Annotated in this window: 13 protein-coding genes; 6 read left to right on the top strand and 7 right to left on the bottom strand. The window is 67.7% G+C overall.

What is annotated here, in order from left to right:
* Positions 1 to 53: 53 nt before the first annotated feature.
* The 4 genes from LUZ64_RS14970 to LUZ64_RS14985 form a co-directional block, all read right to left on the bottom strand.
* On the bottom strand, positions 54 to 1,469 hold the full coding sequence (locus LUZ64_RS14970; RefSeq protein WP_211305118.1) for a hypothetical protein: 1,416 nt from the start codon (positions 1,467 to 1,469) through the stop codon (positions 54 to 56).
* Complete coding sequence (locus tag LUZ64_RS14975) at positions 1,466 to 1,792, bottom strand: helix-turn-helix domain-containing protein (protein ID WP_095583475.1); 327 nt, start codon at positions 1,790 to 1,792, stop codon at positions 1,466 to 1,468. The genes LUZ64_RS14970 and LUZ64_RS14975 overlap by 4 nt, the downstream gene beginning before the upstream one ends.
* Before the next feature lie 70 nt (positions 1,793 to 1,862).
* Positions 1,863 to 2,615 carry a DUF4097 family beta strand repeat-containing protein gene (locus LUZ64_RS37505; protein ID WP_170116870.1) on the bottom strand — a complete coding sequence of 251 codons (753 nt, stop codon included), beginning with the start codon at positions 2,613 to 2,615 and terminating at the stop codon, positions 1,863 to 1,865.
* A 174-nt stretch (positions 2,616 to 2,789) separates the two neighbouring features.
* Entirely contained in the window at positions 2,790 to 2,957 is a 168-nt protein-coding gene (locus tag LUZ64_RS14985; RefSeq protein ID WP_170116871.1) for a hypothetical protein, read from the bottom strand.
* 821 nt (positions 2,958 to 3,778) lie between these two features.
* On the opposite strand from LUZ64_RS14985, the gene LUZ64_RS14990 reads away from it, so the two are divergent.
* The 4 genes from LUZ64_RS14990 (at position 3,779) to LUZ64_RS15005 (ending at position 6,797) form a co-directional block, all read left to right on the top strand.
* The gene (locus tag LUZ64_RS14990) at positions 3,779 to 4,126 is read left to right on the top strand and encodes a winged helix-turn-helix domain-containing protein (RefSeq protein ID WP_232390603.1); all 348 of its coding nucleotides are present in this window, start codon (positions 3,779 to 3,781) and stop codon (positions 4,124 to 4,126) included.
* A gap of 243 nt (positions 4,127 to 4,369) precedes the next feature.
* Complete coding sequence (locus LUZ64_RS14995) at positions 4,370 to 5,377, top strand: AAA family ATPase (protein ID WP_170116873.1); 1,008 nt, start codon at positions 4,370 to 4,372, stop codon at positions 5,375 to 5,377.
* Positions 5,374 to 5,958, top strand: a complete 585-nt coding sequence (locus tag LUZ64_RS15000) for an AAA family ATPase (protein ID WP_095583478.1) — start codon at positions 5,374 to 5,376, stop codon at positions 5,956 to 5,958. The genes LUZ64_RS14995 and LUZ64_RS15000 overlap by 4 nt, the downstream gene beginning before the upstream one ends.
* Positions 5,955 to 6,797, top strand: a complete 843-nt coding sequence (locus tag LUZ64_RS15005; protein WP_095583479.1) for an NAD(P)-dependent oxidoreductase — start codon at positions 5,955 to 5,957, stop codon at positions 6,795 to 6,797. The genes LUZ64_RS15000 and LUZ64_RS15005 overlap by 4 nt, the downstream gene beginning before the upstream one ends.
* Here LUZ64_RS15005 and LUZ64_RS15010 read toward each other — a convergent pair.
* Together LUZ64_RS15010 and LUZ64_RS15015 are read right to left on the bottom strand one after the other, a co-directional pair.
* A complete protein-coding gene (locus LUZ64_RS15010) occupies positions 6,776 to 7,450 on the bottom strand; it encodes an HAD family hydrolase (RefSeq protein ID WP_170116874.1) in 675 nt (224 codons plus the stop codon). The genes LUZ64_RS15005 and LUZ64_RS15010 overlap by 22 nt on opposite strands.
* Before the next feature lie 118 nt (positions 7,451 to 7,568).
* Positions 7,569 to 8,084: a hypothetical protein gene (locus LUZ64_RS15015; protein ID WP_143593386.1), complete on the bottom strand. Its 516-nt coding sequence runs from the start codon at positions 8,082 to 8,084 to the stop codon at positions 7,569 to 7,571.
* 837 nt (positions 8,085 to 8,921) lie between these two features.
* Between LUZ64_RS15015 and LUZ64_RS15020 the strand changes: the two genes are divergently transcribed.
* Together LUZ64_RS15020 and LUZ64_RS15025 are read left to right on the top strand one after the other, a co-directional pair.
* Entirely contained in the window at positions 8,922 to 9,872 is a 951-nt protein-coding gene (locus tag LUZ64_RS15020) for a hypothetical protein (RefSeq protein ID WP_232390596.1), read from the top strand.
* Between the two features lie 133 nt (positions 9,873 to 10,005).
* Positions 10,006 to 11,550, top strand: coding sequence for an amino acid permease (locus LUZ64_RS15025; protein ID WP_232390597.1), 1,545 nt, complete (start codon positions 10,006 to 10,008; stop codon positions 11,548 to 11,550).
* 46 nt (positions 11,551 to 11,596) lie between these two features.
* On the opposite strand, the gene LUZ64_RS15030 is transcribed toward LUZ64_RS15025, so the two are convergent.
* Complete coding sequence (locus LUZ64_RS15030; RefSeq protein WP_232390598.1) at positions 11,597 to 12,424, bottom strand: polysaccharide deacetylase family protein; 828 nt, start codon at positions 12,422 to 12,424, stop codon at positions 11,597 to 11,599.
* Between the last annotated feature and the right edge of the window lie 151 nt (positions 12,425 to 12,575).

A 12,575-nucleotide genomic window follows, 5' to 3' on the forward strand; every position in this document is an offset into this window, starting at 1 on the left:
CGACTGCACTCAAGTCTGGGCATGACCAGTCCCACCGAGTACGAAGCAGCACACTACGCTGACACAGAACCAGTAGCCGGCTGATCACCGGCCAACAAACCACCGGCAGGAAAGTCGGAACGGTTCAGAGTCCGCCGGGGGTTGTGGTCCAGCAGCGCGGCAGCGACTCTGTCGAGCTCGGGACGGCGCTCGCCGTCGGGCGGCGTCAGCAGTGTCCGCAGCTGGCGCTCGCCGGCGCATCGGCGGCAGAGGCCGAAGTGGAACAGCCGCTCGACCACCCCGCACTGCTGGCACGGCTTATGGGCCTCCGGCGCCTTCTCCCAGCAGTTCTCGCAGATCGGCCCCCGTGCCGTCCTGGCGGTGACGCGCGAGGGGCGCCCGCAGTCGGCGCAGGGCTCCAGCTTGCGTGAGCACGCCCGGCAGCGAGGCGAGTCGGTCTTGGCGAAGAGGCAGCCGCGGAGCTTGCCGCAGGAGCCGCAAAGGACAGTCGGCGGTTTGCTGCAGACAGCGCAGAGCGGCCCGTCGGCGGTGCGGGCGCAAACGGCGTCGAACCGACCGCAGACACCGCATTTCTCCTGGTAGGCGGGCTCCTCCCGGCGGCAGGTGACGCAGATCGGGGCGCCCGCATCGTCGCGGCCAGCGACCGGGCGGTGGCGTCCGCACCACTTGCAGGGCTCGGCCTTCGCGCGGTCGTAGCAGGTCCCGCAGACGCGCATCCGCTTGATCGAGTGCGTCAACCGGACCACGCGGTCGCAGTGCGGGCACTTCGGCGCCGGGACGCCCTCGGCTCCGGCCCGGTGCAGCCGGTCGACCAGCACCACGGTCCGCGGAGCGTGGTGGGGAGCCTGCCCTGTCAGAAGACCCGGCTCGTTCTGCAAGTCCCAGAGCAGCCGGCGGGCGACCGAGGTCTTCCCCCCGGTGACCTCGGTGATCACCGGCTGGAGCACGGTCTGGTCGAGCCCGAGGCCGGACAGGTGCCTCAGCAGGTCGGCGGCCGGGTCCTCGGTGCAGTCGGCCCTGAAGCAGGAGCGGCAGACCTCACGGCCGAAACGGTCCAGGCCGTAGCGCGGGGTCTGGCCGTTGCCGCAGGCCGTGCAGGCCCAGCCCTTCGCCCGCGTGCGGTAGTTGCTGCACCCATTGCAGATCCGCAGCCCGGAGTCGTGGGTATTCCCCAGCGGTGCGAGCTTGCCGCAGAGCGCGCAAGGCGGGCGGACGACGCGGACGGCGCCGCCCTCCTCCAGGTGGCGGATCAAGCGTTCGACCGAGGCCGGGCCTTCCGCCCGGCCCGAGGTCAGCAGCCCGGGATCGCCTTCGAGGACCTGGGCCAGGCGGACGGCGGCCGCCTTGGACCGGACCGCCTGGGCTATCGCGACCTGGACGGTCTCGGACGGCAGATCCGGTTCGACCACGGCGACCAGTTCGCGAATCACCGCGTGCGGGCCGACAGCAGTCCGGGCAGACGCGGTCACGACCGGGAAATCCGGGCTCGCTTGGGCCGGAAATCGCCGACACCCGTGGTCTCGGTACCGTCCGCGGCCTTCTTCGCCCGCAGCCTGCCCGCGGCGACCGGCTCGACCAGGTCCTCCATCGAGCAGTCAAGGATGTCCAGCAGGGCCATCAGGACCTTGATGTTGAGCCGTTCCGGGACCTCCACCACCAGCCGGTAGATCTGGCTGGCGGACAGGTCGATACCCCGCTCGGCCAGCAGAGGCCGCAGGTCGGTGGTGGAGAACATGCCCCTCGTGGCCATGACCTCGCGCAGGTGCCACTTGTAGTCGAGCTTCGCCGTCATCGTCGTCCACTCCGTTCCAGGGCCCGGCGCCCGGGGTCGTTGTCGAAGGCCAGGTCGATGGCCTTGAGCATCATCGCGTTGGCGAAGTCGTCGCTGACCGCGGTGTAGAGGGCGGTCGTGGACGCGTAGAGGTGGCCGACCTGCTCCTGAATGAACTTCGGATCGACGCCGTCCTCTCCACGTCGCCGGAGGTGGTCTCCGCGAGGCCCCCGGACCCGCTGTACGCCCCCACGCGGATGTCGCCGGAGACCGACCGGGCAGACATGCCCTCGGTCAGGTGCCCGGTGAGGATGTCGCCGGACGTGGTCACCGCGCTCAGGCTGCGGGCGCCATCAAGGTCCAGGTCGGCGGAGATGGAGCGGAACTCCGCTCGCTCCAGCGTGCCGGAGACGGTCGTGTGGGCAGAGGTGGTGACCACAGCGAGGGAAGAGCCGACCGGGAGCACCACGCGGGCCTGGACCGGGCTGACGGTCTCCAGCGTGCCAGTCCCGCCACCCTGGATGATCCGGCCGTTGACGATCGTCATGCCGGTGACCGACCCGTACACGGTGCCCATGCTCTGGACGACCCGGCCGCCCCGGGTGCTCTGCATCATCACGTTGCCGGGGATCTCGGGAACCTCCACCGAGAGGGCCTGCCCGTTCTGGTTCATGCGGGCCCGGTTGACCGCGTCGGCGGCCGGGCCGGAGGAGTCCTCCGTCCGCACGACCACGTACGCGCTCTGGACGCTGCCCAGGACCTGGACGTGGATGCTGCCCATCGGCAGGTCCAGCCCCAGGACGACCGGGCCGGCGGACTGCGAGACGAAAGTGCGCTCAGTCATGACGGATCTCCTTGATCCATGAAAGGGACGCGCAGGACGACGGCGGCAGACTGCCGGTATCCGGGAGTGCCGCCGCATCGGCGCTGACAGCCATGCCGCACAGCGGCAGGCGAGCGCCCCGGCCGGGAGTCGAACCCGGCCTGCGACCATCGGGGCGGTGGCGCCTTCCCGATCTCAGCTCGCGCGCTTGCTCTGGCGACCCCGGCAGTGGACGGCGTCCAGCTCCGCCTCGACGTCCTTGCACTTACCGGCCACGATCCGGTCGTAGACCTTCTGACCCCGGGCAACCGCCTCAGGCGTGGTCAGGTCCTCGGTCTCACACTGCGACTTCTTGCCGAACATGCGAACTCCAGACGTAGGCATGGAAGGTACGGAACCCGGCCGAACGGCCCCGGCTCCCCTCAACCCCGCCCGTACAGCGCCAAGAACGCCGGACGGACGGAGGAGGCAACCGGCGCAGCGCTAGCGGCTGCGTGGCGGTGGGGTTCGACCGGTGGTCCGCTGCCAGGCTTCGTTCAGCTCACGGACGGGGTGGTGAGCGGCGCTCGCTGTGCCGGTCGGCCACAGCGGCGCCCGCGTACATCGGTGACCCATGGCGGGCCCCTTTCAGTGGTTTGGACCTCGGGTGATCCGTAACCGTCAGCGCGGCGGCATCAAGGCCGGCGCGGTGACGACCCCCGCCTACTCCCGAAAGATCAGTAGACGGCGCTCCTTTTTCACCCCGGGGAGGAGAGTCGCCCCGGACCGCCCTATGCAGGGGGCGGCATCCTGCGGCCCGGATCACTCCGGGCGGCCTCCCGAACCTTGTGAGGGCTGGAGGCGCCCTCCAAGCCCGGTATCGCAGGGCCGGAGGCGGACCCCATCGATCACCCATGTGCAGGTGACTGGGGCCGCACACTGTTCAGTTCTCAATGAACGAACGCTGCCTTTGGACCCGTTTCACGGAGCCCTCCGGGCGCTTCCTGGTGCAGGTCAAGCAGGCTTTCCAGGGGTGTTCACCTGCTCTGGCGAGAGGTGAACACCTCGGGCTAGCTCTGCCTCAGAGTGCACTCTGAGGCAGAGTACGTCAACCCTCTTCGCGGAACATGCAGGTCGGCGCGCTGGTTCTCCCTCAGCCGCTTAGGCACTATGAGGCAGAGACCGAGACGGAGCTTGGGGTGCAGATGGTCGAGTGGACCGGCAAACCCGCCTACCAGCAGGTGGCGGAAGACCTTCGACGGCGAATCGCCGCCGAGGAGTTCAAGGAGTCTGGGCGGCTACCGTCACTCGCAGAGCTCCAGGAGAGCTACAAGGTCACCATCACCGTGGCGCGCGACGCGATCAGGGCGCTCAAGTCCGACGGGCTCGCGGTGAGCCACCAGGGGAAGGGCGCCTTCCTGACCTCAGACTCGGCCACCCTTGCGCGGCAGAACGACCCGCAGGCCGCGGTCGAGGAGCTCCGGCAGGAGATCAAACAGCTCAAGCACGAAGTCGGAAGACTGCGGGAGCGACTGGAAGAGCTGGAGACGTGACGAGCAGCCGGCGAACCGGGCGACGAGCAGCGCCACGCGGCACTTGCGGTGACACCTGACCACCTCCTTGATCGGGACGTGCAATCAGTTCACCTCCTAGGGCGCAGAGTCGGTATCACGCTCCCTTACCTGACAGATTTTCCCCGTTTTTACACGTTCGCTTACACATCCTCTATCACTACTTTTCATGAGGTCCGCACGTCGCTACACTCACGGTTTGGATTAGCTATCTAGGAGGGGAAGATGGCTCGGCATCGACCTGATTGGAATGCAACTCTCCTGCGCGAGCAGCGAGAAAAGCACAGCCTCACCTTAGAAGAGACCGGGGAAAAGCTGCGAGAAATCGCCGAGCGCCACAAGTTCAACATCGCGGCAAATTTCCAAACGGTCTGGGGCCACGAGAACAATATCTATCCCGGCCCTCACTATCGTCGGGCGTACTGCATTCTCTACGGCCTCAATGAAGCTGAACTCGGCTTCCGTCGAGCCCTCCCCGGAGAGGAAGCTCAGGTGGCACCTAGCCCCACCATGTCGGAGACGCGCCCCTCAGATCAGTTGGAAGCGGTCCGCGCCGCCCTAGGCAGCATCCGCGAGGGAACTGACGATGTCGACGGGGAAGACCTGCGCAACCGGCTCCTCGGCGCATGGCGCGCCCACAGCGAGTGGACCACCGGCCAAAGTCCCTCGGTTGTACTGGTCGGCGGGTTCGCAGGCTCCGGCAAGTCGGAGTTTGCTAAATTCCTTGGTCGTCTCACTGGGTGGCCAATCCTCGACAAGGACTCCCTGACTCGCCCTCTGGTGGATCAGCTTCTCGTCGCCCTCGGCGGAGAAGCCAACGACAGGAGTTCGGAGCTCTATCGAGAGAAAATCCGCCCTCTCGAATATCGCTGCCTCATGGAGGCGGCATGGGACAACGTCGACTGCGGCGTCTCCACGATCCTCGATGCACCGTTTGTCTCGGAGTTTTCGCAAGCCTCATGGATGCAGCGCTTCCACAACCGATGCAAATCAAAAAGGGTCTCAGTCGCCACCATCTGGGTGGAGTGCGACCCCGATTCCATGCGGGAATATATCGAATTCCGGGGAGCGGCCCGTGATAGCTGGAAAATGGAGGCTTGGGAAGAGTACCTGGCCACTATAGACCTGGAGATGCGACCTCAAGGCCCGCATTTTGTCGTGAATAACCGTCTGGGTGCGGCAATCGCCATGGCCGATCAGGCCCGCGACGTCCTCAGTGGAGGTGGCCTGTGACAGCCGTCGGCGTCATCCTGTACGGCCCGCCAGGGGTAGGTAAGGACACCATCACTGCCGAGCTGAATCGCAGCGGCTCCTATTCCCTCTTCGAGCGACTCAAGGCAGGAGCCGGCCGGACGACCGGGTACCGCATGACGTCGGTGGAGCACATCGAGGACCTCGACCAGGCCGGAGAAGTGCTCTACCGCAACTCCCGGTACCAAGCCGAATACGCCATTGATCGGGGCGGCCTCACGGCCTTGGTTGAAGGCGGCCGCACGCCCGTGCTGCACATGGGGCAGGTAGAAGGAGCGACCGCTGTTGAGGTCTTCCCGCTCCACTGGGTACAGGTGCTGCTGTGGTGCCCCCTCAACGTCACGGCAGCACGCTGCGCCGAGCGCGGAGACAATGACGTGGAGGCGCGGCTCCAGGTGTGGCACGAAACGCAGCAGGACCTGTTGAGCCATGCCGACAACTCGTGGTCGTTGGTGCTGAGAACCGATCAGCTCAGCCCGTCCGAGGCGGCTCACACTATTGACCAAGCCGTCACCGGTGCGGTGGAGGCCACAGCCCGCGATATCAGGCGGTTGGTCGCATGACGGTTCTGGGCATCCTGCACCCCGGCAGCATGGGCACGGCGGTGGCAGCGCAGGCCAGGGGGCGGGGCGTAGAAGTTCTCTGGTGTCCGGAGGGGCGGAGCAACGCCAGTCGAGACAGGGCTGAAAGGGCCGGGTTCAGCGCGGTCTCGGGTATCGGAGAGATGGCCGAGCGCGCTGAAATCATCCTGAGTCTCTGCCCGCCGGCCAACGCCGAAGAGGTCGCCGGGTCGGTCGCCGCGCACTCCTTCTCAGGCATTTACGTGGACGCCAATGCTGTCTCGCCCGCCAGCATGGCGATGATCAGTGCCGTGATGATGCGAGCTGATGCCGAGGTGGTCGACGGCTCTGTCATCGGCTCACCGCCATCCGCCGCGAAGACGACGCGGCTTTACCTGTCCGGGCCCGGGCCCTCAGTGGTCAAGGTGGCCGAACTCTTCGGCGAAACGGCTGTGGACGCCCGCCCTTTGCCCGGTGGCATCGGGCGCGCGTCGGCGCTCAAGCTGTCGTACAGCACCTTCCAGAAGACGAGCCGTGTACTCGCGGCGGTTTCCTACGCACTAGCTCGGGACTACGGCGTCGAGAACGAGCTGCTCGATGTAGCGAAGGGCCGCACAGCCAGCTACCTCGCAGAAATCGAGTACATCCCCAAGGTGGCTTCGCGGTCATGGCGCTGGGCGCCGGAGATGCGGGAGGCGGTGAGCGCGCTTTCAGAGACGTGCCTACCGACAGAGCTGGCGGAAGCGGCGGCAACTGTCATGGACCGCTGGGCGGATTCGAAGGATCTGCCCTTGGAGATTTCAGAGGCGCTGGGGTGGCTTCACAAGATCCCAGAAGACTGAGGCTGACGCCCGTAGCCCCACTCCAGGAGGTACGTGATCGCGGCTGATGCGTCCTCGGCGATGCTGTCCGGGTTGCGAGCGCCCGCCGGCCACTCCCGGCCGCCGGATATCCAGAGCGTTCGCAGCCCGACGGCCTGCCCTCCACCCACGTCAGTGGCGGGGTTGTCGCCAACCATCCAGCCGTCGAGCGGCAGGGCGCATCGGCGTGCTGCCGCCTCGAATATCTCGGGAGACGGCTTTCGAACCCCCACCTCACCAGATATGCACACCATGTCGAAGGCGCCGAGCAAGCCCGTCTGCTTCAGCTTCGCTTGCTGAATGTCCACCGCACCGTTGGTGATTACACCCAGGGACCATCCTGCGGCTCGCAGCTCTCCGAGCCTCTGAGCTGTGCCGGGCCGACACGTCACGCGGGCCGCAATACCGCGGACGTAGGACTTCCACAGCTCATCCGCTGACTCGGCGAGCTGCAACTCTCGCCGTAGCCGGACAAAGTCTGCCGGGTAGGCACGGACGCTAAGTTCCTCACACATCTTGATACATGCAGAGTCGCTCAGGTCACGTGAGATGCAGAACTCATTCACCCAGCCTGATAGAGCGTTCTGCCGGTCAATGAGGGTGTTGTCGAGGTCGAAGAACGCCAGTCTCTGCACGCCCAGTTATCCTAGCTGCTGAGCAGCGAGATCCTTCCATATTCTTCCAACACTGCCCCGATGAACCGCGCAGATGTCAGCCGCCATGCGGCTTCCCTCGATATCTGGCTTTCGCAGGTCACTCGTCCTCTTCCTCTGCTCGCCACCACCAGCCTGGCGTCTTGCGCCGCGCCTCCCAAATCGCGGGAGCATGGGCCAATTCCTCATCAAAGTCCTCGTTCAACCGGGCAATCATCGATTCGAGGCGTTCCAGTCGTTCGTAGAAATCACTGGAGTGCAGCCCGGCGTACCGCTGAGCCGCCTCAGCTTCGCGGTCGCTCCGCGCAGAGAGGCGGCGGTGAAGTGATTGCCGAGTGACCTCACGCCGACCAGCCATTGCGTCCCAGGACATCCCCCCATGCCGAAGGACCGCAGACGCCAACGCTTCGACGCGGAGCGCCCTCCTCGCCATGCCTGATCCGTAGGCCAGGACGTAGGCAGGACCGTCGCAAGGGTCTGCTGCTGCGACACCGTCCGTCGCAAGCTCCAATGCCGCGTCAGCTAAGGCCATCAAGAGGTTGTGCAGTCGTTCGCCGGGAGCCGAGTTCATACCAGCATCATGCCGATCGAGTGTCAGCACGATGCTGACAATCACCAAAGAGACCGTCCCTCATCCTGGTTACACGAAGGGCGGCCCCTGTTGGCCCAGGAAGCCGCCCCTGTCATCGTGTTCAAGGAGACCAGATGACCCACCCTCAGGCTATCGAACCGCCGCCCGCCCAGCACGAGCCCAGGGGACGTTACAGCCCAATCATCGGGGCTGTCGGACCCCATGCCACCCCTTGGGGGGTCGTAGTGGTCATCGTCGTGGTGCTGTTCAAAGTGCCCGCAGACCTGCTCCCGGTCGTTCTTCCCACGCTCGCCGGCCTCACGCCTTTGATCGGAAGGGCCACGAACGCACGCCCCCGCGCTCCGCAACCCGCCTGAGCCGACCCACGGACGTTCGGAGGCTGGCACACCAGTCTCCGAGTGAGCGGCGAGTGAGATGCAAATCTGCGTGATCTAGAAGGCTCATCTACGCAGCTCAGAGGCGTCCCCCAAGCATAAGTGACCACCCCCTCCGGAGCCGTGTGCGCAGGTTCGAATCCTGCCGGGGGCACTTCGCTTCAGTCGGCGCCGTCAGGGCGCCGGTTCACCGAAGTGCCGGACATCGAGAGCCGGACCCATTGGGTCCGGCTCTTTGCCGTTTCCGGGGTTTCCTTCCCTGGTCGGGTTCCAGGGTGTTGCCGGGGGCGCCTCGTGGGGTGCTTCCGGGCGCGGGGGCTCTCGGGTTTCTCTGTCGAAAATTCAATCTCATCGGCCCCGGTCGTTCGACGCCATCCCTCCGCTCCCGCGGGGTAGGGTGCCGCCCCGGGGGGCATCACGTGACGGCCGGTTACGGCAAGTCGCCTGTCGCCCTGCCTTCTTGATGGCTCATCAGGAGGAAGTCCGCATGAGATTGCGGCGAGGCGACGGACAGCGGCCGGCGGTGGACCGGCATCCCGCGCGGGACGATCTGCCGTTGCGAGGGGTGCTGGAGGACGCGGCCATGGGGCGCTGGGAGGGGCCCCGGGATCTGCTGGCCGCGAGCGGGCGGGACTGGGACCGGCGGATCTTCCGGCTCCAGGTGCTGGCGCGGGCCGGGGCGCGCTTCCGGTTCGCCGACACCTGGGCGCGGGCCGAGCCCCGGTCCGCGGACGCGCTGGCGCTGCTGGCGCACGTTCGGGCCCTGCGGTCGATCATCAGCGGGGTGGCCGAGGGGCGGGCGGAGATGGAGGGGGCCTGGGCCACCTGCCTCGCCGCCGCCGAGGCCGGGCCCGCCGACCCCTCGCCCTGGGTGGTGATGCTCGCCCTCATCCGGGTGCACGCGCCCGGCCGTGACATGCTGCGGCAGGTCTGGACCGAGGTCGAGGCGCGGGACCCGTACAACCGCGAGGCCCACCACGAGGTGCTCACCTACTTCTTCAGCCGCAACCACGGCTCGGGCGCCGAGATGTTCCACTGGGCGCAGGAACGAGCCGACACCGCGCCCCGGGGCCTGCCCCTCGCCACGCTGCCGCTGGTGGCGCTCGCCGAGTCGCACCGGCACCGGATGGAGACCGAGGCCGGCAGTTACGGTCTGAGCATCCACCCCTGGGTCGACTGCCCGCATATCGACCATGTGCTGGACCACTGGTGGCGGCACCGGCCCCCGCTCCCCCACGCCCAGTTCATGGACGACGCCAACTACCTCGCGCACGCCCTGGCGTTCGCGGGCCGGCACGCCGAGGCGTACGAGGTGTTCCGCGCCATCGGCCCGTACGCCTCGGACGTCCCCTGGTCCTACTGCGGCGACGCCGAGGAGCTCTTCCTGCGCCACCGGGAGTGGGCCCTGCGCGCCGTCCGGCCGCCCCGTTCCCCATAGGCACCGCCCCGTTCCCCCTAGGCACCGCCACGTTCCCCCTGAGTACCGCCCCGTTCTCCCTGAGTACCGCCACGTTCCGCTGAGCACCGCGCACCGCACATTCCTTGACCGTGTCCACGAGAGAGAGAATCGCGTGCCACTCGACGTCCCCAGCGCCTCCGACGAAGAGCGCCTCCAGCAGCTCGGCTACACCCAGGTCCTCGCCCGCCGGATGTCCGGCTTCGCCAACTTCGCCGTCTCGTTCACCATCATCTCCGTCCTCTCCGGCTGCCTGACCATGTACGGCTTCGGGATGCGCACCGGCGGCCCCGCCATGCTCACCTGGGGCTGGGTCGTCGTCGGCGCGATGACCCTGGTCGTCGGGCTGGCGATGGCCGAGGTGTGCTCCTCGTACCCGACCTCCGCCGGGCTCTACTTCTGGGCCCACCGGATGGCGCCCGAGCGGTCGCGGGCCGCGTGGGCGTGGTTCACGGGGTGGTTCAACGTCCTGGGGCAGGTCGCGGTGACCGCCGGGATCGACTTCGGCGCCGCGTCCTTCCTCAACGCCTATCTGGACCTCCAGTTCGGCTTCGCCGCCACCCCCGGCCACACCATCGCGCTCTTCGGCGCCGTGCTCCTGCTGCACGCCGTGCTCAACACCTTCGGTGTGCGGCTGGTGGCGTTCCTCAACTCCGTGAGCGTGTGGTGGCACCTGATCGGCGTGGTGGTGATCGTGGGGGCGCTGGCCCTCGTGCCCGACCACCACCGGTCGACGTCGTTCGTCTTCACCCACTTCGTCAACGAGACGGGCTGGAGCTCCGGCCTGTACGTGGGGCTGATCTCGCTGCTGGTCGCGCAGTACACCTTCACCGGCTACGACGCGTCCGCGCACATGACCGAGGAGACGAACGACGCCGCCGTGGCCGGTCCGCGCGGGATCGTACGGTCGATCTGGGTGTCGTGGATCGCCGGTTTCGTGCTGCTGGCCGGGCTGACCTACGCCATCCAGGACTGGCGCGGCACGGTCGGCACCGCGACGGGCGTACCGCCGGCCCAGATCTTCCTGGACGCGCTCGGCGCCTCGGCCGGGAAGCTGCTGCTGCTCGTGGTGATCGTGGCGCAGCTGTTCTGCGGGATGGCCTCCGTGACGGCCAACTCCCGGATGATCTACGCCTTCTCCCGGGACGGCGCCCTGCCGTTCTCCCGGGTCTGGCACCGGATCAACCCGCAGACGCGTACGCCCACGAACGCCGTGTGGCTGGCGGCGGGCGGCGCCTTCGTCCTCGGGCTGCCGTATCTGGTCAACTCCACGGCGTACGCGGCCGTGACCTCCATCGCCACCATCGGCCTCTACCTCGCCTACGCCGTGCCGACGCTGCTGCGGCTGCGCCAGGGCGACGCGTTCGAGCGCGGGCCCTGGCACCTGGGCCGCTGGTCGCGGCCGGTCGGCATCGTGGCGATCTCCTGGGTCGCGTTGATCACGGTGCTGTTCATGCTGCCGCAGTCCGGGCCGGTCACGGTCGACACGTTCAACTACGCGCCGATCGCGGTGGCGGCCGTGCTGGGATTCTCCGGGATCTGGTGGCTGGTCTCGGCCCACCGGTGGTTCCTCGACCCGGGGCATCCCCGCAACGCCGCGCCGCTGCGGGGTCCGGCCTCCGCCCCGCCGGCCGGGATCTCGGACGCGTTCCGCTGGTAGCCGGAGACCTTTCGCCGGGGAGCCGCCCGGCGAAAGGTTTCCCGGACTAGCGGATCCTCGGGTAGCCGAACGCGTACCCCTGCTCCCTCAGCCACGGCAGCAGCTGTTCGAGGGCCGCCACGGTCTGCCCGCGGTTCCCGCCGCCGTCGTGGAAGAGGATCGTGGGGCCCTCGCGCAGATCGCGCTTCACGGTGGCGACGATCTTGTCGGTGCCGGGGTTCTTCCAGTCGTGGGTGTCGACGTTCCAGCCGAGGGGCCGCATGCCGTGGGAGGCGGCGACCTCTCGGCTGTACGGGGTGAAGGCGCCGCCGGGGGCGCGGTAGTAGAGGACCCTGGCGCCGCCGCCCGCGGCGTCCTCGATCATCTTCCGGGCGTCGAGGACCTGCTGCCGCTGGTACGCCTCGGAGCGCTTGTCCATGGCCACGTTGTGGTCGACGGAGTGGTCGCAGAGCCGGTGTCCGGCCGCGACGACCTTCTTGACGAGGGCGGGGTACTCCTTCGCGCGGGAGCCGACGATGCAGAAGGTGGCCGTGGCGCCGTTCTTCTTCAGCACGTCGAGCACCTTCACCGTCCAGCCCGGCTCGGGGCCGTCGTCGATGGTGAGGTTGACCGCCTTCCCCGGGCTCTCGCTGCCGCGCGTGAGCTCGGCGGAGACCCGCTCCGGCGGTGACGGCGTGGCGGACGCCACGGGCTTCCCGTCCGCCCCGGTGCTCCCGGCCGTCCCGCTGCCGGACGGGCTCTTCCCTTGGGTCTGTTCAGGTTTTCCCGAGTCCTCCGTGGCCATGGCCACGCAGCCCGGTATCGTCGCGGCGAGCACCAGGACCGATACCGCCGCCATCGTGAGGTGACGCCTCCGAGCGGTCAGTCGTGCCATGCACTTCCCCTCCCTCGGTGTGTGCTCCGGATCCCCGCGTGGCTATGCGCGCGTGCTCATGCGCACACGCTCGTAGCCGTTGGTGCACCCGAAGACGTCGCCACCGAAAAGAAGGTTCCAAGAAGGCACGAGTCGTTCGGCGATGTGTTAA

This window comes from Streptomyces albireticuli (assembly GCF_021228125.1).
Classification (GTDB): Bacteria; Actinomycetota; Actinomycetes; order Streptomycetales; family Streptomycetaceae; genus Streptomyces; species Streptomyces albireticuli.

Excerpts from the sequence above, each read along its gene's own strand:
- LUZ64_RS14975 (WP_095583475.1), bottom strand. The coding sequence starts at position 1,792 with ATGACGGCGAAGCTCGACTACAAGTGGCACCTGCGCGAGGTCATGGCC.
- LUZ64_RS37505 (WP_170116870.1), bottom strand. The coding sequence starts at position 2,615 with ATGACTGAGCGCACTTTCGTCTCGCAGTCCGCCGGCCCGGTCGTCCTG.
- LUZ64_RS14985 (WP_170116871.1), bottom strand. The coding sequence starts at position 2,957 with ATGTTCGGCAAGAAGTCGCAGTGTGAGACCGAGGACCTGACCACGCCT.
- LUZ64_RS14990 (WP_232390603.1), top strand. The coding sequence starts at position 3,779 with ATGGTCGAGTGGACCGGCAAACCCGCCTACCAGCAGGTGGCGGAAGAC.
- LUZ64_RS14995 (WP_170116873.1), top strand. The coding sequence starts at position 4,370 with ATGGCTCGGCATCGACCTGATTGGAATGCAACTCTCCTGCGCGAGCAG.
- LUZ64_RS15005 (WP_095583479.1), top strand. The coding sequence starts at position 5,955 with ATGACGGTTCTGGGCATCCTGCACCCCGGCAGCATGGGCACGGCGGTG.
- LUZ64_RS15020 (WP_232390596.1), top strand. The coding sequence starts at position 8,922 with ATGAGATTGCGGCGAGGCGACGGACAGCGGCCGGCGGTGGACCGGCAT.
- LUZ64_RS15030 (WP_232390598.1), bottom strand. The coding sequence starts at position 12,424 with ATGGCACGACTGACCGCTCGGAGGCGTCACCTCACGATGGCGGCGGTA.